This is a genomic window from Planktothrix mougeotii LEGE 06226, assembly GCF_015207485.1.
Lineage (GTDB): Bacteria > Cyanobacteriota > Cyanobacteriia > Cyanobacteriales > Microcoleaceae > Planktothrix.
The window spans coordinates 1-18,908 of sequence record NZ_JADEWU010000098.1; the positions used below are offsets into that span (position 1 = coordinate 1).

The following is an 18,908-nucleotide window of genomic DNA, read 5'->3' on the forward strand; positions in this document are numbered from 1 at the left end:
GATTAAATCACTTTCAAAACTCCATCAAGCCCCGGCAATTGGGGCTTTTTGCTGTGCTATGGTGAAAATAGAATTTTGCGAAATTAAACGATATTAAGAACTTTAGACTTGATTTAATTCGGGAAGCCATCAAGCTTTTGATTGACAATCCATCCCTCTCTAATAGGGAGATTGCCAAACAATTGAACGTGACCGAGGCAACCATTAGATACTGGAAAAAACAATCCTTCTGGGAACAGGAAAGGGTAAAACTTATGGACGACATGGCTGAGGCACTGAAATTAAAGGATGAGAAGCGGCGGCAGGAATTCAAGGAAAATGTACGGGAAGATAGGAGGAAATTGGAGATTCTCAGAGAACAAGTTTATGCCAATACTGCCAGAAGTATTAATATCTCAAGTAAAGCTTACGCCACAGCTTCTATGATGAATGATCCTCTAAAAGCTTGCAATATGTTGACAAAGGCGGGCGCACACACCCACGCAAAGCAGGCACTAGAGGGCATCAAAACAATCATGGCTGTGGATGAGCATTTATATCAATTTGACCTTTTAATTGACCTTATGGACAGGCAGGATGAGGAGGAGGATTCAGAGGATAATTATTGATATAATTGAGGGGTGTTACTATGACCAAAAAGTGTATTAATCCCCCTCGATAATTAATTGAGGGCAAAAACTCCGACCCCGACATAATGACACTTGATATCTTCCTAGTGTTTCACTCATTGCAGACCTGTTTATATAGAGAATAATTTTCGTTAAGCAATTCATCACAATATGCTTTTCTGGGGTTGTTTTCCCATCGAGCTTGATCTATTCTAAACAAGATTTGATTAAGTAAGAATAGACCACCACCAACTATGAATATTATAGCAATTATTTTCTGATTCTTAGTCAATGGTTTTCTATTCTTATTTGGATCTTTATTGTTATTAGAAACTCTCACCGTGTCAAAACTCCTCAAAGGTGACTCTGAATGGTTGCCCTAAAAACCCATCAAATTATCGGGTTTTATCTCAAGGCTATCATTGGATAAAGTTGTGTTGGCTTTTATCACATAAAAATTAATGTCGGAGGATTAAACAATAATCTCAACTCCCAAAACCCTACCTTTGTGTGCAATTTTCCCACAAACGATGGGGGTGTGACCCCCCATGTCCAAATTAACCCTTGATCAACTTAGCTTTGTCAAAGGCTAGATTCAATATCTGCATTTCAATTGTGGAATCAAACCCGCTTGAATCTGGGTGATAGACCTTAGCCAACTCTCGATAATTTTCCTTGATTTCTCCCCACGTCGCACCCGGTGAACATTGTAGAATCTCCCACCATTCCAATTTAGAATTCCGTCCCCATGTAGCATTAACAGTTTTCTGTTTTCCCGTCCGATAATTCCGTCCAGGTTTGCCGAATTCTAACTCTAAATGGTGTTTAATCCATTGGGGTTTTGTCCGTTCATTTTTAGGTGCAAAAGGCTCTAAGTATTCTAAAAATCGTTGACGGTTAAAATCGTTATCACGTCCCCCAAACACAGCCCCAAACAGCCAATCATTGTGTAAGAATGTTTTACCGTCCTGATTGTGCTTGTCTGAGAACAATTCCCATAATTTATCCGGGGGTTGCTGTTTCGAGAATCGTGTTCTGCGTTGAGAACGAGCGTATTTAACCTGCTTCAAGGTATCATCATCAAACAATTCCCCAAACTCCTGTTCAAAGGCTTCTATATCGTCTTCTGGCTGTTTTCCTAGTGAGAAAATATGCCCACATTCAGGACAAATTTGAGCAAAAATACTAATGATTGAATTGCATTGAGGGCACTCCTTAAGCATCCCATCGCCTTCATGCTTGGGGGTCGGTTCTAAAGTTATTGGAAAAGGTTTTTTAAGTGTCCCAAATCTTAAGATATTTTTCCCAAAATCGAGGAGCAAACATTCTGTTTTGTTGGAGGAAACTCTTAATCCACGTCCTGCCATCTGCACATATAAAGCTCGTGATGTTGTAGCCCGTGCTATTACGACAAAACCAATAGAAGGAACGTCAAAACCTTCTGTTAGACAACCGATGGACGAGATACAACGGATTTCACCTTTTGCCAGTTTTTCAAAATAATATTGACGTTCATTGGATGGGGTATCGGAATCAAGATGAACCGTTGAAATACCTGCATCATTTAACAGTTGGGTTTGTAGCTGCGACTGTTCAACCCCCGAATTAAATATGATCCCTGTCCGTCCGTCGCAGCGCTCCAAAATCTCCTCTACAACTCGCTGGGGAACTTTAGATTTTATAAATTCGGCTTGCATCTCCCGATCCTTATATTCCCCATCCTTCCCGATGTCCAACTTGGTGTAATCGATTAACCCGCCATCCCCAAAGTACCGAGGGATGGACAAATAACCCTGATCAATTAATTCCCCAATTCCCGGCCCAAAAGCGATAGCGTCGAAGTGTAATCCGAAGTATTCCTCTGTAGGTTTTGTTCTCCAGGGGCTTGCACTGAAGCCTAAGTGAATAGCATTGAGTGTTTCCTGTTTTATAGTCTGATAGTGTTTAAAAAAGGCGGTCGAGTGGGTTTCATCCAGAATCACTAATCCTAAGCCTTCTGGGGTGTTGCGCTTCTGAAGGGTTTGTAAGCTTGCGATTTGGATAGGCCGATCGCGATTCTCCCGATAATTTGCTTTAATCACTCCGATGGCATCAGGATTGATACCAGCCCGAATCATTGATTGACGTGATTGTTCCACTAGGAAATCCCGATGGACAATCAACATACATCGCTTCCCACGTCCCAAGGCGTCAAATAGGATAAAAGCGATAATGGCAGTTTTCCCGGCCCCGGTGGGAGCATAGGCTAATACCCGGCGGATACCTTGTCTGATGTAGTTGTAGATTTCAGATTTTAGTTTTTCCTGATAGTCCCGTAAAACAAAGGGTTTGGGGGGTATATCGAGGTGAGGGGGTGTTAATACACCCTGGTCAAATAAGCTTAATTGTCCGATCATGATGGTGAAAAGTTTTAATTGGTTGCCAACCCCTAGCGGGTTGGTTTTTTCAAGGCTTCAGAATGGCTGTAATGTTCATCCTGTGAAACCTTCTCTAATATTAACACCTTGAGAGAAGTCTGTCAATATCGTGGGTTTGAATCGAGAGCGATCGCTCAACTCGCTCAACCAATACCACGAGCCGTCAGTGAACTGGATATTAGACATTTTCCCCCCGACTGCCTTCTTAACGGTTTTGGGTTGCCATCCTCCCGCCGTCAAGCATTCGATTTTTTGTCCAACTTGGGGGAGTTCGGGTAAGGGTTCCGACTGGGTTTTGGTGGGTTCGGTTTTGGGTTCGGCTTGGGTCATTTTTGTGGGTTCGGGTTCGGGTTCTGTTTGTTGCGTATTTTTGACAACCGGAATGGCTGTAATGTCCTCTGTATGGGGGTTGTAGCGGTTACAAAATTCCCTATTAATATCTATAGTATTAGAAGTCATTTTGTAACCGCTAGAAGTATTACTCTGACTGGTTTCTAGCGTTTCTCGCTGCAAAATTTCCATCCAGTCAAAGTCGGTGAGGCGCGGCTCTAAATTTTCGTTTTCCAGGCGCTCGTCAACACACTGCGACACAATCAATCCGTATGGGTCACAGAGCAAATCATTCAGAATATAATCCTTTCGAGTCTTCCCACCAACCTTGACGGCCCCTGACTCAATGGACTCATACCCTAATTTGGCGGCTATGCGGTTGATCAAGATGATGGGTGAGGAACCGCGCTCGATACCAGTCCGGGTCACTTGTGTCCGCCCCCATTTTTGCCACAGTTCCTTAACATCCTGGTAGTCGCAGTTGTAATAAATTTTGGTCAACCGTTCCATCAGGGAGGGAACATTCAACCGATTTAATTCTTTAATTAAAGGAAGTAAAGTTTTGAAATTACCTAAGAACGTTCGATTGTGTTTTAGAACCCCGTGCCAAGCCTTCTCAGAACGTTTAACCGCTAACTCTGGATGATCTAGCATCCATCGGATTTCCGCTTGGTTAATTAGTTTTTTATTTTCAAATAATAAATGGTAAACAAAATCCTTATCCCATCCCCCCACAACTTCAACCCCCGGCAGTCGTTCCAATAACTTATATTTAATAACTGAACACCTATCCTCCCACTTTAAATCCTGACGCTTTGAGAGGGCTTTATATTGCTTCTCGTCAATCTTTTCTGCATCACAAACGTCCTTAGCTTTCTCTTGTTTAACTTCCTTTTTGCATTCTTTAAATTGGGTTAGAATTATTTGCTCTGGCGGATCAACGATTACAATCTCATAACCTGAATCTTGAAGAGATTCTATAAAGCAATCTCTAAGATTAGCCCTCTCATAATTTCTGACAGCTTGATGCTCCATAAATAGACGGTGTTCAGGTTGCGCGATCGCTATATCAATTTGCTTCTTAAGTAATGCCGCGATAGCAGTTGATTCAATCTCTGAAGCATTAATTGATTCATTAATAAAATCCTTGTAAAAACGGTCTATAGTTTTAGCTATTGGGCTTTGTATGGTAGAATCATCATCCGTATTTTTAACAAATTTAGCACAACAAATATGGCGAGGGACGGTGATATCTCGTACCCTAATAATTATCTGGGTTAATTTATCAACTCCTAAGTGTTTAGCAAAAACATAGACACCGCTAAACCCTTTATAATTGCAGTCCAAACCCGATTCAACGGTAGGAGATGAGAGAATACAATCATAAGTTTTTGCCTCCTCGTTTTCTATTAGAAAACCGTCAGGGTCAGATAAAAATCGTTTAACTTCTTTACCTTGTATTGGGTCGTTAATTGTTTTTGAATCAATTCTTAAAGGTTTTCTACCATATCTAACTAAATCCTTATCGGCGGCTTCACAATCAATTTGAGTGTCAAACATTCCCCAAAAGAAAGTTTCTGACATCATTTGGTGCATTATTTTTTTATAATCGCTACCAACGTGATCATACACATAAGCTACAGGTCGTTTTGGTAGGCGCTTATTGTAATATTTGATTATTTGTTTACCGGATACCTGACGGATGTACTCACAGATTGAATCGGTTAAATTACCATCAGCACAGATTACACTGTGACAGCGTTGTAAGGCAACTTTTAACTTATCAATAACTTGTTGCTGCCGTTCCTTGAGAGTGCCACCGCTTAAAACGTGCTCAATCAAACTAACAATTTCATCTAAAACGATTACTTTACCGTCAAAGTCTTCGTCTTCATATTTGAGGATTGAATCAATACAAAGCGTTAACCGTCCTCTAGGGTCTTTGATTAAGTGATGTCCATCGTCTTCTCTGAGATGATAAAAATCGGAACTCGCTGCAAATTGAATCTCTAAGCTATTTCTTGAGCCGAATTTATCTGCTCCTAAATCCTTTAGTTCTTCTTTAAACCATTTTTTTATTTTAGTGCTTTTTCCTTGGCTTGTGTGGTAACATATAGCCACGATTTCATCCTTTTTAGGTGCTTGTGGAGATGTGCAAAACGGCTCATCATAGGTAGTATCAGCCGTGTATCTTTTATGGTTTTTCCAAGCTAAATGTGATCCATATATTTGCTTGGTTTTCCAGTCAGAAATATGGTCAATTTCTAAGATTTGATTGGCAGGAATTCTAAATGCAACATCCCAATTATCATAGGGTTTAAGCTCCCATTCTGGTGCATCCAATTCGTCAATATCAGGTTTTGATTTGTCGCTACCTTGACCCCAATCAGCAACTAATAAATCATAGCCCCATTCCTTCAGTATTAATGCTAACCTTCTATAATTTCTAAGAACATTTTTATTAACCCTAGAGCCAGCATCAGCCCCCAAAATAACCACGCTTGGTTTAAGAATGTCCAGGGAATTTTTTAGGGTTTTTATACTAGATAAAAAATTACCACCGGATGCACCGATAACGTTAAGATCGAACCGGAATGAAGTATATACAGGTTTACCCATTCCTTCTGTTAAAAATAAGGGTAATCCTTGGGACGGGTTAACGATAGCGTGTTGTAGAGGTAGCTCATTAAATTCTGCCGTGTGGCTTACAGCGTCCCGTTCCCGTCTATGGTTTTTTCTGGATTTTAACCATTTATATTTATTCCCGTCTTTAACTTTTCTGATCCTTAATTGACTCCCTACATAATCCCCATAAATATCCTTGATTGGAATTCCGTACCCTGCATCAGTTGGCTTGATGCAGAAGTGCCGTCCATCGATTGCCATCCCAGCCAAGTCAGGATTAACCGGGGTTTCGAGTACAGAATCTTTAGAGAGAGAGTAAAACCCCCAATCATTCATCTGTTGAGGAGTCAATTTTCTTCTGGTTATGTCATCACGATCAATGTCATGCAGTGGCAATTGCTGAATAATTGATCTGATTGCAGCGTCCCGTTCTTTAGCGGGTAATTTAACCCCTTCCGGTTTGGGCGCGGGTTTATAATCGCGGCGCCATTCTCTCCTTTCACCATTATTCGGTTTATATTCCCCCCACATCCCACCGTGAGACTCACCCAAATAATGGAACCCTGGTACATCCCCATGAGATTCCATACAGAGAATTAATTCGCCACGCTCATCTTCAGTTTGGCGACATCTGCCGTCAGAACTGTTGCAAACTGGACACCCGCCATTACGTTTATTGAGAATAGTAAATTTACTCATCAGCCCTCACCCCCTTCTGAAGCTAAGGTGAGTGTGGCGATCGCCGTTCCTGAATTCCCGAACCGCCGAGCTTGACGGGACTTCTCGAAAAGTGTTAAGTTAGACATACTTTGAAACGTTGGCAACCCCAACGATTTATACCTATCCCCCTTTGGTCGCTGCTTCCAAACTTTGACTAGAGGGGGAAAACTTTTGATACCTCTAATTTTAACACCTATTGAGATATATTGTAAATAGGATACTTTGAGGACTTTCAGCCATGACTTACCGCAGCAGTAAAAATCAGATAGCCAATTTAAAACCGAGGGAACCCAAAGGCGGCGTAACCCGTGATGTGTTTGTGAGTGCGAAAATAACAAGCCAGCGTAAAGCCCTACTAGCAGAGAGTTTGAAGGCTCACGGGATGTCGTTCGCGGATCTATTAGAAGCCATTGGGGAAAAACTGGAGAATGGCGGAACCCTTGACGATATTCTGAAAAATTAATCCCCCTTCTGCCGCTCCCACGTCCAGAACGGGTAGTCATTGAAATTAATCCCCAGTTTTCCGGTGTAGATTGTAGGGATTGTGGGGATTGTGCTACAATGTGAATTATGAAATGAAAAAACTTGATTGGGCGTTCTAGCCTAGTTTGTTTAGATTCTGGACGAATACCTAAAACAAATTTATTTAATTGTACCCTCCACTGACTCTTAAAAATAGTGCTAATATATTTTGTAGCACTATATAAAGTTGAATCATGGGTTTTAAAACCTGGAAAAGTTAACGGATACTGTACAGAAGAATCCCCTCGACAGTTAGCCGAAAAGCTGATATATTTCATATTTACAGGGGCTTAATTGCCCAAACTAATTTTTTTGATCCCCCGCCTGAGAAGCGGGTTTTTTGTTTCTGGCTTAGGGATAAAGAGAGCTTCTTCTAAGTCAAAACTAAAACTAATAATAGAATAGCATAGAGTCTCTTTTATCCCTTACAAGGCTAGAAGTCTAGCATTATAAGTTGTTGTTTCCTTGAGGTTCGGCAAGGTAAAAACGAATCAAGTAATTACTTTCTGTAATTAAACCTCAAAAAAAGGTGCTTCGCGTTGGGTGAGGCTATTCAATCATTTTACAGCAATTCCATATTTAGTGACAGGGATTGACAAAAATCTTATTTTACACTATATTTAGCGTAATATTTAATAAATGTAATTAAAATTAGAATTATTAATATTATTAAGTTGCCCAAAAAAACAACCCCAGAATAGGAATGTTGAACGCGATCGCACCCGACACACCGGGGTCAATACCGATAAAGGTTTGGTAGTTTTGCATGATTTTTTTGAATTTGCAGAGGAAGCTAAGGAAGCTTCTCACAAACTCCAAACAAGGAAGCTATAGAATTTGATTGCGATTAAACTAAAATGCCATAGAGATTCTGGTATCAATCAGGAAGCTATAGAATTTGCGGACTTTGCGGATGAACCTAATGGGGGCGCTGCGAAAATTTCCCAGCTAGGCAAGTTCGATCTCATCGTCCAGGTAAGGCAAATCGCAATCAAAATATTTTGGCTTCTCATCGTCAAACAGGATGAAATATTCCCATTGCTTAAGCTTGGCATCTGGAATCATCCAGAGAATTACCCCGTAGAAGGTGATAATCTGGCCATTCCTTTCATCAAATTGATCATCGCAAATGTAAGAGCGTTTGACCCTATCTCCAATCTTAAATTTAGGAATTGCCAAGCCTAATTTTTCACTGGTAAATTTTATCGGATCGGGTGTGATAATATTCATGATTTTTAAAGCACTCTAAAAGCAGTTTGGTTGACCATTGAAATACCTTCCACAGTCCCCCGGTTCCCTAACCCCATACTCGACTAGATAATCCTCATAAGTTCTCTGAGGTTTGGGGGGTGCTATCACTTTAAAGTTAGGGACAAATCTATCCCTTTCAAGACAACCGGAGCCGCCGTTATTCTTAAGGCAAAAGTAAGCCTCTGACCCTTCCTCAATAACAATAGGCTTCTGTGGTTTCTTAACAACAATAGGGGACTGTTCTGATGGTTTAGTTGGTGCTGTTAACTCCCGTCTACCGTCGCCGGGTTTAATCTGTTCCTTTGGGTCAGCCTTGGTCATAGCTTGACGGCTATCAACTACATGAATAATTCCCCCAATCAAGGAAACTGTGATGGTAGCGATCGCAATTCCTTTTAACAATATCAATCTAGGCGGTTTGTTGTCATCCCAGTTTGAAGCTGTTGGACTAATATCAATTGTCTGCATAATCCCACCGGGTTAATGTTACTAAATTAATAAGCTGTCATGTCATGTCATCGTGTCATGAGTCAGAATTGACCCCCCCCCTATACCGTGTCATGACAGCCATGACAGCCCATGACATGACATGACATGACATGACACCCCATGACAGTCATGACAGGGTAAAGGTGCAACTGCCGTTATTTTCGGTAACAGTTCCAAGCTTGGCATCTTGCAGTTTTTCAAAGATATAACGGGCGGTTATTGCATTTAATTTGAGTCGTTGACCCATAGCAGAACGGCAAGCATCACGGGTTGAAACTGTCCCATTCTGTTTAGCCAGTTCAAGGATTTCTAGCCATTCAGACTGCAACTCAACGCCGTTAATGATTGGGTTAGCCTTTGGTGTTTCCGGTGCTTTTTGAAAATTAAACTTAGGCAACTGTGGCTCTGACTTTGAAGATTGAGGGGGTTGGTAATCCTCATCAAAATCCTCTGATTCTTCCCCACGTCCATAGACCGGAATAGATGATTTATCAAGGAATCTAGGCTGTATTAAATTAGCGGGTGCGTTCCCTTTTTTCTTGTACTGGGTATGATGTTTATGGGTTGGGTGTTCAGCTATTTGGTGAGGGTTAGAGCCACAGACAACCACCGGATAAGGTGAGTTTTGGATGCGTAAAAATCTGGGGTCTTCATGTTTCCAGATATTCTGTATTTCACCCCTAGCAGAAGCACCACAGAGGACTAATAGAAAATTGTTTCTGAACTTCCCATCAATGCCTATGGCTTCCGTGTTGTGGGACTGCATAAAACCCAGTAGGCAGATATCAAACTTCCGGGCGTTGGATAACTTTCTGATTGCATAGGAGAAGGTTTTAGTCCGTTTCTCCTTACCGGGTAACGGTTTAACGATGTCCAGTTGTTCAAGCTCTGAAAGGGTGTCATTGATTTCGTCAAGGCACACAATCAGAGGGTGTCCGTCCTCCTGTTTCCGCCGCTCGATTTCCTGAATCAGCCAGCACATAATTTGATAAATGATTTCAACATCTGACTCGACACGGGGGAAGCCCATCTGTTGCCAGATGATATTTTTTCGTTGGTGAATGTCCAAAACAATCACTTCAGAAGGATGGACAGCCGTTAACTTCCCAACAATAAACCCGGCTCCTAAGCTTGTCTTAGCTGAACCGGAGTTACCACCAACCAAGATTCCAGAAGCCTCATCAACTAACCCATCCCAATTGTAAAAATCGAGTTCACTGGGTAACTGGTTAAATTCCATCTGATAGTAAGTATTCATTCCCCCCGGTGGCGTTGGCATGGGAGAAGGGGGAAACAGAATATTCTGAACAGTTTGGACTTCCGCAGCTTGGTAAATTGTAAATATTTCATCCTGCGTGTCGCGTCGGATTATTGACCTTTCCTCCTCCTTCAGTCCTTTGATGGCTGTAGCGATCGCACCCGCCCCAAACAGTCCAGCAACACCACTCGCGTAGAATCGACTGGGATTGATACCAGGGTTAACCACTGACCAACTCAAGGCAACAAACCCACCAAGGGAACACACCAGGGAACTAACCGCAGCTTCATGTTCTTCTAACCAAACTAGAAACCCCATCCCCACATCACCCCCATTAAGCAACCGATTAAAGTAATGATTGAAACTGTTAAAAATGTCGGGTTAGTTGTTGCAAACTGTCCTGAGTAAACCTGTCTGGCAACTGCGGTACAGACAAGAATTGACCCGACAATGATAATAAAAAATGCTGACCAATACAGCCAGCCGAAATTAGGAACAGAACGAGTTATTAAGGTTAGAAAGTGCCACAAGTTAATACTTAACAACCCCGTCCCAAAATAGAGACTAAACCGAGACATCTAACCCCCTCTCAATTGTTGTTGACGTTCCTTAAGCTTGTTCTGAAACTGTGTTAACTGTTGCTGAATCTTTTGGGCTTCAGCTTGCCTTAAAGCAATGTTTTTCTGATATTCCGCAGCTATTTTATCCATCTCACCATTAAGCTTTTGATTGTGGGTATATTGAGCAAAATTAGCACCCGCAATCTTTGGAATAGTACCCGTTACCGTCTTGACTAACTTGGCTTCTGTTTTGCCAAATTTACCCAACTCCTTGCCGTATTCCTTGGACAGTTTCTCGTATTCCTCTAAGGTTTTGTGCATGGTTTTAAGCATTTCTAAATCCTCTTTAGAAACCATCCATCCCCTTGATTCCCACTCCCTCAAAAGTTCAGCCGAACTGGTTATATAAACCCCGTTTTGTGGTCTGTAATCTGGGGTGATAAGCTTATCTGGAATAGGTGAAACATCCCCTTTGATGGCTATTCGAGAATCAACTTGGTTGGATGAATTACCGCCGAATAATCCGACAATTGCTGATAGAATGCCCATTTACCATCTCTCTCCTTTTTCGTATTCCAGCCATTGACGTTGTGACTCTATAACGCCTTGTTGATAAGCGTTACGGTTTTCTAATTGCTTTGATTGCTGTAGGATTAAAACAGCTAAAACTGACATAATCCCACCGATACAAAACCAAAATAATTTATCGCTATTCATGATTGATTCTCCTCAGAATGGGATAGGATCAAAGTCATCATCATCAGTGATAATCGGTTTAGGTTCCGGTTTAGGTTTAGGTTTAGGTTTTTTTTGGGGAAAATCAAACCGGAAAATCGATTCATTATCAAAGTAGGAATAATCCCACTTATCAACTTGAATAAACTTGGGATTGATTGAGATTGAATATCTCTTGATTCTGAAATAAAAATCAAAGCTTTCCATTAAATACAAACTCCTAAACACTGCATAACCAAGCCATCGTAATAATTAGGGGTGATGGCTTCAAACTGTTTAATTAATTGCTTAATTCGTGATAAAATTCTATTCATGAATGCTACCTCAGATGTATTTTTGCAAGTCGAGAGACGGCTCTCTAGTTGGGATACCGTCTCTTTTAACTGTTCTATTTGTTGAGCGAGTTCTTGATAGCAATCACATCCAGCTTGCTGTTCCGAACTGTTGACGATTTGTTGCTGTTCTGTTGATTGCTTGTCGCTTTCTTTCCCAAGTCCTGAACGGTTTTATCTGGGGTTCCTTTGTTGGTTTTCCCTAACTGTTCAAGTTGAGCATTTAAGATTTTTTGGAAGTCGGTATTAATGGCAGTTTGTAGGCTGTAAGCTTGCTGTAATCCGTTTAGCTGACTTTGCAACATTCCCATTATTAAAGCGGTGTTGCCAGCTTCACCAATAGCCGTTCCTGTCTCAAACTGGACTCGGATGTGTTCATTGGTTAATCCTTCCTGAACACTGCCAACTGCACCAATATGATCAGCCAAGTTCTGATGGACAGGATTAGATAAAGCCAATTCTCGGAGCGCGGCTAAATCAGACTGAGTGATAGCGTCCTGATTAAGTCCCAGTTCGTTTACTAGAGCTAAGGCAGTTTCTCCTAGTTCCTCCTCAACTTCTTCCCACTCGACAAACTCCTCAGAGTCGTTAATACTGAATGATTCCGGTGTTTTGGGTGTTTCCGGTGGTTTCCCGTGAAGTTGTTGGGGTTTGTTTCCAGTCAAGTGTTGTGCGATCGCATCTCCCCAACTTTCCTCAACTTCTGAAGGATTCAAGCCAAGCTGTTTGATGGCAATCAGTAATTCTGTCTCGGAAACATTAAGCCGCTTGGACAATTTTTGCAGCGTTGATTGTGGCTTCTGTTGTGTACTCATTTTGCAGTTCCTCAGTGAATGTTTTGAAGGTGTAAAGTGTTGCGTTGAGTTGAATGTAATCCTCTATGATTTGAGGACGTGGTGCAGATGATGGCTCGGATAAATCATATTCGTTAATACGTTTCAGCCATTCCTGTACATAAGGGTTGTAGGCAGTTCTAGGCTTAAAATGTTGGTAGAAATCAGGCGAGTAAATTAATAACAGTTTTGCCCAATCTCTTAAGGTTTGTGGCTTACGTTTGAGTTCCTTGGCAAGCTGTCCAACGGGTTTATAAACTGCCTTTCGTTCATCCAACTTGAACAGTCTTACCCGCTTTCCGTCTGGGATAATTTCAGGTTCGATTACAGCTTCATAAATTAATCGCTCGTAATACCCCATTGATTCTTTATCGAGATGTTCCATTGTTTTTACTGTTAATAGAAATGTGTTAATGCTTCCCGTAGTGCCTCCTGAGAGGGTGCGGTATGGCTATTCAGTTGTCAGAGGTGCGGTTTTGGGTAGGTGCTAGACCTCTCTAGGGCATCATCAGGGGATGAGTTAGAGGTCTATCTTTACTAATGTACAGTACATAATTAAAAGATGCAATTATATTTTACGTTCCTTAATGAAATCTTTATATCCCTTCAGAACGGAATTACGATAGAACTAGGTAAATAAGGAGATGGTATATGCCTAGACCGAAAGGGGAAAGTAAAGTTATTTGTTTTTACGTTGCCCCTGAAACCCACAAAGCAATCAGACGGGTAGCTCTTGACCGAGATACAACCCTACAGGACTTGTTACTAGGGATGGTTGAGAGGGAGTTAAGCGGGGGAACTGTTACCCAGTCCATTGATGTTGAGACAGAGGCAACAATCCTTAAAGCAGTTAAAGGGGAAAAATTAGCAGATGTCGAACTAGCGTTACTGGCTGACGCTTTGAACCTTGACCAACGCAAGCTCACACAGTCACGGGACAAAAACAATGGACACAAACATAATGGTTCACCCTGCCATAGCTGAATGGGAACCTAAGCTAACGCCCAACGGTTTAGCTTTTGTCGCTCCGGTGGGAATTGACAGACAGCGAGCACTCAACATCTACCAACTGATAGAAACCTGGCTCACTGAAACGGCGGCTAAATGGGGGGAAGTAGCACTTATTTATAATGGCTCGACTCAAGGATTAAGGAAATTTTCTATGGCTAACTCAAATCCCAAACCATCAGAACCCGTTAACCCAAAAGTCAACCCCATCACCCTTAGACCGGATGACGACTATCAACGGGTAACAGAATTCTTATTAACTCACTGGCATGATGGCAAGTCGGTCTGTGTCGTGTCCCAAATCGATAACCGTTGCCTTTTCCAAAATGACAAACTGTTACCCGCCCGTGCCATCATTCAGCCTAGCGAGTGGATTGGACAGAATTATCTATGGTATTGGCGCGATTCGATGGATGATTACAACCAACTCAGGGAACTGTTGAACCGTGACGTTTATATTCCACAATTTGAATACAGACTGCGACGGCCAGACGGTTCAATGGCGCGATACCTAACCGACTATTACACCGCTAATTATCTGGGGGTTCCTGTCAGAATAGGTGTCTCAGGACTTGCTGACTGGGAACTAATAGAAACACCTTGAGATACTAAAAATATCAATGTCAATACCACCGGAGATTGAGGCGTTAATCGAGCAAATTAACCGAGAATTAGATGAGATTGAGGAACTAGCAACAGAAGGTTTAACAATTGCCAACCGTTTTCTAGTTCTATTTGAAAACAACCCGATATTCCTTCAGATTTCTTACTTTTTCAATTCGGTTTTATTGTATGTCGATAAAGCCAGAAGGGATACCCAAAACGCTAGAGAACAACTCTCTCAAGACATTTCCCCCTTAATTATATCAGTAGTAATTCAGGAAGTCGGAGAGTATTTATCAACTTTAAAAGGTGAAGTTTCTGAAGCCAAAAGCCGAACCCTAACTTATCGAAATCGATTGGAGAACCTACAATGACAAATTTACCAGATGAAAAAGTTCTAAACGAGTTGTTAGAAATGGGTCAACAGATGTACGACGCTGCTAAGAAAATGTCCGAAACCTCAGAAGCGATGACTCAAAAAATTAAGAAACGGATTGAGGATGCCGCATCGGCCCAAACCGTTAAATAGCGATCGCTCGTAAAGCGGCTAACCCGTTTTACTCCCTCAACTTTCTTCAGAATTGGGGGAGTATTTTTGTGGCACGTTTCCCCGTGACGGCGGGAGATTATCAACACCCGTTAAAAATCTGCAACAGTTCCCCCAACTGGTTAACCGTGTCCGGTCAAGGTTGAGACACTATCAAAATTCGGGTTTACCGAATCTTGGGACAATCGAGCGTTACCAAACTTTACAACGTGTCCCTTTTTGCACGGATCTCGGTGGCTACCCTACCCAGTGCCAGTCCCATCGGTTAGTAGTCACTCGAAAAAAGTTGAGTAATGTTATTAAGGACATATATAACATTACCCCGGACAGTTTTTGAGTAAAAGCCTAGAACCCTTATTCTACCGTTTGCGATCGCAAACTGTCCGAAGTGTTGAAATAAGAATCAGGAGTATTTTATGCCGATACCATTTATCCTCGGTGCTATAGCTTTGGGAACTGCTGCTTATGGAGTAGTGAAAGGTAAAGAAGGCGTTGACAATATGAAAGAAGCAAACGAAATGGGTCAACGCGCTCAAAAACGGCATAAACAAGCTGTCAATCAGTTGCAATCTGACTGGGAAACTACTAATAAGTTGGCAGAAGAATATGGTCAACAACAGTTAAATATCAAGATTGATACAATTAGACGTTTTGTAGCTTTTATTGAGCAAATCGGACAACGTGCAAAACAAGATCTGGAGTTTTTAGAAGGGCTGGAAGGAATATCTGTTCAGCAGATTCAAGAATACAAAACTGATGTGATGGAAGCTGAACAGTTTTTTAAAGGTGGAATTAAAGCCGTTGTAGCAGGTGCAGCAGCAGGTCAAGCTGCAACAGGTCTAGCAACATCTGTAGGTGTTGCTAGTACAGGTGCAGCTATTTCAGGGTTAAGTGGGGCAGCAGCTTGGAATGCCACTTTGGCTTGGTTGGGCGGTGGGTCACTAGCTGCTGGAGGTGGTGGTATGGCACTTGGTACTGTTGTTTTGGGTGGTATTACAGTCGCACCAGCCTTAGCTGTTGGAGGTTTTGTAATTGCTGGTAAGGGCGAAAAAGCTTTGACAGAGGCAAGAGAATACAAAGCTAAAGTTAATGTCCAAATCGCACAAATTGAAACTGCTAAAGAATTTCTACAACAAGTAAGATGCAGAATTGATGAATTAAGTATCGTAGTAGACAATTTGAATAAATGTGCTGTTCTTAGCCTCAATCAGTTAGAATCTCAACCTTTTGAGCGCAAACGTGATGCTACTAAGTTCCAACAAGTAGCACTTCTAATTAAAGCACTTGCTGAAATTATGAAAACCCCGATTTTAGATAGTGAAGGTAAGCTGAATCCTGCTACTGCTGCTGTTCAAGCTAAGTATCGTACATTAGGAGATAGTTAATAATGAGTGTTAAAAAAGTTTTTAAAGAAGCATTTGATGAAGTAGTCAATCCTAATGATTACCTTCAACAATTAGTTGAAGCATACACAGATTACTTGAAAATAGCTGAACAAGAACAAACAAAGCGACGTGAGATTGATGCTTGGGAAAAAACAACAGTAGCCAAGATTAACACTTTACGAGAGTTTTTAATAGGATATCTAGATCGCTCTTTTGATGAACGTGCAAAAAACTTTCGCTCATTGTTCGCTGTGGTGGATGATGCAATCGCATCAGGTAATAACGAACAACTAGCTTTGACTTTAAATTCAATTACGGAAATTGTTAAATCTAGTCCTTTTAAAGAACTAGCAAACTTAGCAAATGTTCAAGCTGCTCTTGATGATCCAGATCACGAATGGACATTCTGATTTTTCAAGGATTGGGGGTGAGGATGTCGGGAAATAGAGGTTTTCCGTCTCTTCCGTTATTAACAGGAGACAGCATCGACAAAGCGGCGATAGCACCCCTGACCTGTTCCGGTTGAACCTCTAAATATTGCTGTAGTTGTTCAAGGTTGCGATGTCCAGATATTTCCTGAATGGTTCTGAGGGGGATGCCAGCGTTAGACATTTGGGTTAGGGCTGTCCTCCTCATCGAGTGGCTACTAGCCCCATCAATGCCAGTCTGTTCAAAGGCTTTTCTGAGAATCCGTGCGCCGGAATCAGAGGTGATATGGTGGTTTTGGTCATCTCGGAATGTTCCACCGGGAAACAGCCAAACCTTACCCGCCTCTGGCTTGTACTTCTGTAGATAACCCCGTAACTCATCCAGTACCGGAATCGTGCGGGTTGCCAGCTTGCGTTTAGTGTTGGACTTTCTGAAGGTAAGCTCATCCCTAACCCGTCCCCTCTTGTCGTAGACATCCTGACTATGAAGGGTCACAGCTTCATTGATGCGAACGGCGGTAAACAAACAGACAGCAAAAATCACCCTATCTCTGAGGTTTGTTAGCCCTTCATTAAATAGGATCTGGATTTCATCGTGGCTGAGTATTTTTGCCTTTCCATGCCTGTTGACTTTCACAAAAGCACCCATACCCATTAAAAGGATTGTTAGGGCGTGGGTGTTGCGATCGCAAGTGGGATTAAAAAATCAATCCTTTTCTATCAGTGCTTTTACCTTCCTGACTGTGTTAACCGATACCCCGACTTGTTCAGCCGCTTTTCTTAGCGATAATCCTTCTTTCAATGCTGCAATAATTTTCTGAGATGAAGGTTTTGCTAAAAATTCCTCTGTAGTCTCAGGGGTAGGGGGCCGTCCAACGTGCTGACCCCATTGCTTTGCTCTTTCCATTCCTAATTTAATAGCCTGTGAGTGCCTAATAGTCTGTTCATTTTCTGCAATCATTCTCTCAAGTTCGCTAGGCTTTCCTGCTAAAATATCCTGTTCTATTGGGGATAAAATTTTAGTTTTCATCCGTCTTAAATCACTTAATACAGCTTTGGCTTCTGGCTCAGGAAAGGCATAATATTCAGTTAAACTATCAATGGGAAAGTGAAATTTAGAATATTTATACTTAAAATATTTTTCAACATTTCCTCGATGTTCCCAAGTTCCCAAGATTTGAATTGTGAAGGATTTCAAATACTTGCTTAAATTTTGCTTAATCTCAATCACTCTAGCTTCTATATCTCTTTGAGTTACTCCAATTTTATAGATTTTTTGGTTATTATCATTAATATTAATCTGTAGGTAATAAAGAGTTTTAGATAGAATTTTACGATATTCAGCTTGATAGATTTGTAAATCTACAAGAAATTGGTTAAAGGTAGGTAAATCTTTGAAATAAGCTTCTCTAGCGATCTTGTCTAATTGTTCAAATTTATCTAATAATAAGGGTTCTTGAACCTGGTTAAACAAATTTAACGATAAACCACAAACCGGAATTTTACCCAGTTTTGTGAATTGGTATAAGCCTCTAAATCGATTAAATTCTAATAGTTTTTCTTTGATAAAAATGCTAGGTACTTTATCTTTATAAATTCCTAAATCATGAATTCCGTAGCGATTCCAAAGGTCTTTAAGTTGTTGAAATTCCTTGCCAGTCAAACCAATATTAAAGCTGTCATACAGAGGGAGGTAAGGTATCTCTCCCTCTCGGTTCACTTCTCGGCAAGTTTCCCCACTATGAGCAAAATGATGTATTTTGATTTCCCCTTTTTTGGCGGTCAAGGTTCCATCGCAATATGGACACTTTAGCCGCGTCTTCCCACGTCCAACCTCATCGATAGATATTAAGCTTTTGTCCGCGTCGATGCCGTAATTGAGCCACATTAGGGATACCCTTTAATTGATACACCGATTTCAGAAGATTATGGGGTTATGCTCCTGATTCTAGTGTATCAAATAAAGGTTAAGCTCAATCCTTTGCCTTACCGAGATAAACTGACCTGTGTTTCCCCCCACTCCAAAACCTGAGATACAAATACGGCCCACAACCGTTGATCGTTTTCTTCTCAATGCTCCCTCTACCAGTTCCCCCGCCGTTGCCATCGTTGGTGTTGGGAGTGTGGCGATCGCTCTCCTCTGAAAGTTCATCTAAAGCCAATAGTCCATCAATCAATTCCCGTCGCTGTCCAGGGGAAAGGGTAACAGCCCACTGGATGACCCTCTCAATCGTTAGGGGTTCATCAGTCTGCTTAC

21 protein-coding genes are annotated in these 18,908 nt (G+C 41.5%); 8 read left to right on the top strand and 13 right to left on the bottom strand.

The genetic code is table 11. From position 1 onward, the window contains the following. Positions 1-128 precede the first annotated feature (128 nt). Positions 129-608 carry a phage terminase small subunit-related protein gene (locus IQ236_RS24720; RefSeq protein WP_407676167.1) on the top strand — a complete coding sequence of 160 codons (480 nt, stop codon included), beginning with the start codon at positions 129-131 and terminating at the stop codon, positions 606-608. Positions 609-1,165: 557 nt separating this feature from the next. On the opposite strand, the gene IQ236_RS24725 is transcribed toward IQ236_RS24720, so the two are convergent. Together IQ236_RS24725 and IQ236_RS24730 are read right to left on the bottom strand one after the other, a co-directional pair. Then, positions 1,166-3,004, bottom strand: a complete 1,839-nt coding sequence (locus tag IQ236_RS24725) for a DEAD/DEAH box helicase family protein (RefSeq protein WP_193871742.1) — start codon at positions 3,002-3,004, stop codon at positions 1,166-1,168. Positions 3,005-3,079: 75 nt separating this feature from the next. Then, positions 3,080-6,679, bottom strand: a complete 3,600-nt coding sequence (locus IQ236_RS24730) for a plasmid replication protein, CyRepA1 family (RefSeq protein ID WP_193871743.1) — start codon at positions 6,677-6,679, stop codon at positions 3,080-3,082. 259 nt (positions 6,680-6,938) lie between these two features. Between IQ236_RS24730 and IQ236_RS24735 the strand changes: the two genes are divergently transcribed. After that, positions 6,939-7,163: a hypothetical protein gene (locus IQ236_RS24735; RefSeq protein ID WP_193871744.1), complete on the top strand. Its 225-nt coding sequence runs from the start codon at positions 6,939-6,941 to the stop codon at positions 7,161-7,163. A 1,007-nt stretch (positions 7,164-8,170) separates the two neighbouring features. Here IQ236_RS24735 and IQ236_RS24740 read toward each other — a convergent pair. The 8 genes from IQ236_RS24740 to IQ236_RS24775 form a co-directional block, all read right to left on the bottom strand. Then, the gene (locus IQ236_RS24740) at positions 8,171-8,452 is read right to left on the bottom strand and encodes a hypothetical protein (protein ID WP_193871745.1); all 282 of its coding nucleotides are present in this window, start codon (positions 8,450-8,452) and stop codon (positions 8,171-8,173) included. 15 nt (positions 8,453-8,467) lie between these two features. After that, the gene (locus IQ236_RS24745; protein ID WP_193871746.1) at positions 8,468-8,941 is read right to left on the bottom strand and encodes a hypothetical protein; all 474 of its coding nucleotides are present in this window, start codon (positions 8,939-8,941) and stop codon (positions 8,468-8,470) included. A 148-nt stretch (positions 8,942-9,089) separates the two neighbouring features. After that, positions 9,090-10,538, bottom strand: a complete 1,449-nt coding sequence (locus IQ236_RS24750) for a hypothetical protein (protein WP_193871747.1) — start codon at positions 10,536-10,538, stop codon at positions 9,090-9,092. Next, complete coding sequence (locus tag IQ236_RS24755; RefSeq protein ID WP_193871748.1) at positions 10,526-10,798, bottom strand: hypothetical protein; 273 nt, start codon at positions 10,796-10,798, stop codon at positions 10,526-10,528. Before IQ236_RS24755 ends, IQ236_RS24750 begins: the two co-directional genes overlap by 13 nt. After that, positions 10,799-11,329, bottom strand: coding sequence for a hypothetical protein (locus IQ236_RS24760; RefSeq protein ID WP_193871749.1), 531 nt, complete (start codon positions 11,327-11,329; stop codon positions 10,799-10,801). After that, positions 11,330-11,497: a hypothetical protein gene (locus tag IQ236_RS24765; protein WP_193871750.1), complete on the bottom strand. Its 168-nt coding sequence runs from the start codon at positions 11,495-11,497 to the stop codon at positions 11,330-11,332. A 406-nt stretch (positions 11,498-11,903) separates the two neighbouring features. Continuing rightward, positions 11,904-12,662: a hypothetical protein gene (locus IQ236_RS24770; protein WP_193871751.1), complete on the bottom strand. Its 759-nt coding sequence runs from the start codon at positions 12,660-12,662 to the stop codon at positions 11,904-11,906. After that, positions 12,607-13,065, bottom strand: coding sequence for a hypothetical protein (locus IQ236_RS24775; protein ID WP_193871752.1), 459 nt, complete (start codon positions 13,063-13,065; stop codon positions 12,607-12,609). The genes IQ236_RS24770 and IQ236_RS24775 overlap by 56 nt, the downstream gene beginning before the upstream one ends. 266 nt (positions 13,066-13,331) lie before the next feature. Between IQ236_RS24775 and IQ236_RS24780 the strand changes: the two genes are divergently transcribed. The 6 genes from IQ236_RS24780 to IQ236_RS24805 all read left to right on the top strand — a co-directional run bounded on the left by IQ236_RS24780 (position 13,332) and on the right by IQ236_RS24805 (position 16,633). After that, positions 13,332-13,664, top strand: coding sequence for a hypothetical protein (locus IQ236_RS24780; protein ID WP_193871753.1), 333 nt, complete (start codon positions 13,332-13,334; stop codon positions 13,662-13,664). Then, a complete protein-coding gene (locus IQ236_RS24785; RefSeq protein WP_193871754.1) occupies positions 13,642-14,292 on the top strand; it encodes a hypothetical protein in 651 nt (216 codons plus the stop codon). Before IQ236_RS24780 ends, IQ236_RS24785 begins: the two co-directional genes overlap by 23 nt. A gap of 16 nt (positions 14,293-14,308) precedes the next feature. Continuing rightward, positions 14,309-14,665 carry a restriction endonuclease subunit S gene (locus IQ236_RS24790; protein WP_190525016.1) on the top strand — a complete coding sequence of 119 codons (357 nt, stop codon included), beginning with the start codon at positions 14,309-14,311 and terminating at the stop codon, positions 14,663-14,665. Further along, a complete protein-coding gene (locus tag IQ236_RS24795) occupies positions 14,662-14,820 on the top strand; it encodes a hypothetical protein (protein WP_190525014.1) in 159 nt (52 codons plus the stop codon). Before IQ236_RS24790 ends, IQ236_RS24795 begins: the two co-directional genes overlap by 4 nt. Before the next feature lie 434 nt (positions 14,821-15,254). Further along, complete coding sequence (locus tag IQ236_RS24800; protein ID WP_190525012.1) at positions 15,255-16,223, top strand: hypothetical protein; 969 nt, start codon at positions 15,255-15,257, stop codon at positions 16,221-16,223. 2 nt (positions 16,224-16,225) lie between these two features. After that, the gene (locus tag IQ236_RS24805) at positions 16,226-16,633 is read left to right on the top strand and encodes a hypothetical protein (protein WP_190525010.1); all 408 of its coding nucleotides are present in this window, start codon (positions 16,226-16,228) and stop codon (positions 16,631-16,633) included. A gap of 4 nt (positions 16,634-16,637) precedes the next feature. Here IQ236_RS24805 and IQ236_RS24810 read toward each other — a convergent pair whose 3' ends face one another. The 3 genes from IQ236_RS24810 to IQ236_RS27900 all read right to left on the bottom strand — a co-directional run. Beyond that, entirely contained in the window at positions 16,638-17,306 is a 669-nt protein-coding gene (locus IQ236_RS24810; RefSeq protein WP_322744351.1) for a tyrosine-type recombinase/integrase, read from the bottom strand. Between the two features lie 51 nt (positions 17,307-17,357). Then, positions 17,358-18,539, bottom strand: a complete 1,182-nt coding sequence (locus tag IQ236_RS24815) for a competence protein CoiA family protein (RefSeq protein ID WP_193871755.1) — start codon at positions 18,537-18,539, stop codon at positions 17,358-17,360. Between the two features lie 85 nt (positions 18,540-18,624). Then, positions 18,625-18,908: hypothetical protein (locus tag IQ236_RS27900; RefSeq protein WP_322744352.1), on the bottom strand; the 284-nt coding region annotated here is incomplete at its 5' end.

Excerpts from the sequence above, each read along its gene's own strand:
- IQ236_RS24725 (WP_193871742.1), bottom strand. The coding sequence starts at position 3,004 with ATGATCGGACAATTAAGCTTATTTGACCAGGGTGTATTAACACCCCCT.
- IQ236_RS24730 (WP_193871743.1), bottom strand. The coding sequence starts at position 6,679 with ATGAGTAAATTTACTATTCTCAATAAACGTAATGGCGGGTGTCCAGTT.
- IQ236_RS24735 (WP_193871744.1), top strand. The coding sequence starts at position 6,939 with ATGACTTACCGCAGCAGTAAAAATCAGATAGCCAATTTAAAACCGAGG.
- IQ236_RS24740 (WP_193871745.1), bottom strand. The coding sequence starts at position 8,452 with ATGAATATTATCACACCCGATCCGATAAAATTTACCAGTGAAAAATTA.
- IQ236_RS24745 (WP_193871746.1), bottom strand. The coding sequence starts at position 8,941 with ATGCAGACAATTGATATTAGTCCAACAGCTTCAAACTGGGATGACAAC.
- IQ236_RS24750 (WP_193871747.1), bottom strand. The coding sequence starts at position 10,538 with ATGGGGTTTCTAGTTTGGTTAGAAGAACATGAAGCTGCGGTTAGTTCC.
- IQ236_RS24755 (WP_193871748.1), bottom strand. The coding sequence starts at position 10,798 with ATGTCTCGGTTTAGTCTCTATTTTGGGACGGGGTTGTTAAGTATTAAC.
- IQ236_RS24760 (WP_193871749.1), bottom strand. The coding sequence starts at position 11,329 with ATGGGCATTCTATCAGCAATTGTCGGATTATTCGGCGGTAATTCATCC.
- IQ236_RS24765 (WP_193871750.1), bottom strand. The coding sequence starts at position 11,497 with ATGAATAGCGATAAATTATTTTGGTTTTGTATCGGTGGGATTATGTCA.
- IQ236_RS24770 (WP_193871751.1), bottom strand. The coding sequence starts at position 12,662 with ATGAGTACACAACAGAAGCCACAATCAACGCTGCAAAAATTGTCCAAG.
- IQ236_RS24775 (WP_193871752.1), bottom strand. The coding sequence starts at position 13,065 with ATGGAACATCTCGATAAAGAATCAATGGGGTATTACGAGCGATTAATT.
- IQ236_RS24780 (WP_193871753.1), top strand. The coding sequence starts at position 13,332 with ATGCCTAGACCGAAAGGGGAAAGTAAAGTTATTTGTTTTTACGTTGCC.
- IQ236_RS24785 (WP_193871754.1), top strand. The coding sequence starts at position 13,642 with ATGGTTCACCCTGCCATAGCTGAATGGGAACCTAAGCTAACGCCCAAC.
- IQ236_RS24790 (WP_190525016.1), top strand. The coding sequence starts at position 14,309 with ATGTCAATACCACCGGAGATTGAGGCGTTAATCGAGCAAATTAACCGA.
- IQ236_RS24795 (WP_190525014.1), top strand. The coding sequence starts at position 14,662 with ATGACAAATTTACCAGATGAAAAAGTTCTAAACGAGTTGTTAGAAATG.
- IQ236_RS24800 (WP_190525012.1), top strand. The coding sequence starts at position 15,255 with ATGCCGATACCATTTATCCTCGGTGCTATAGCTTTGGGAACTGCTGCT.
- IQ236_RS24805 (WP_190525010.1), top strand. The coding sequence starts at position 16,226 with ATGAGTGTTAAAAAAGTTTTTAAAGAAGCATTTGATGAAGTAGTCAAT.
- IQ236_RS24810 (WP_322744351.1), bottom strand. The coding sequence starts at position 17,306 with ATGGGTATGGGTGCTTTTGTGAAAGTCAACAGGCATGGAAAGGCAAAA.
- IQ236_RS24815 (WP_193871755.1), bottom strand. The coding sequence starts at position 18,539 with ATGTGGCTCAATTACGGCATCGACGCGGACAAAAGCTTAATATCTATC.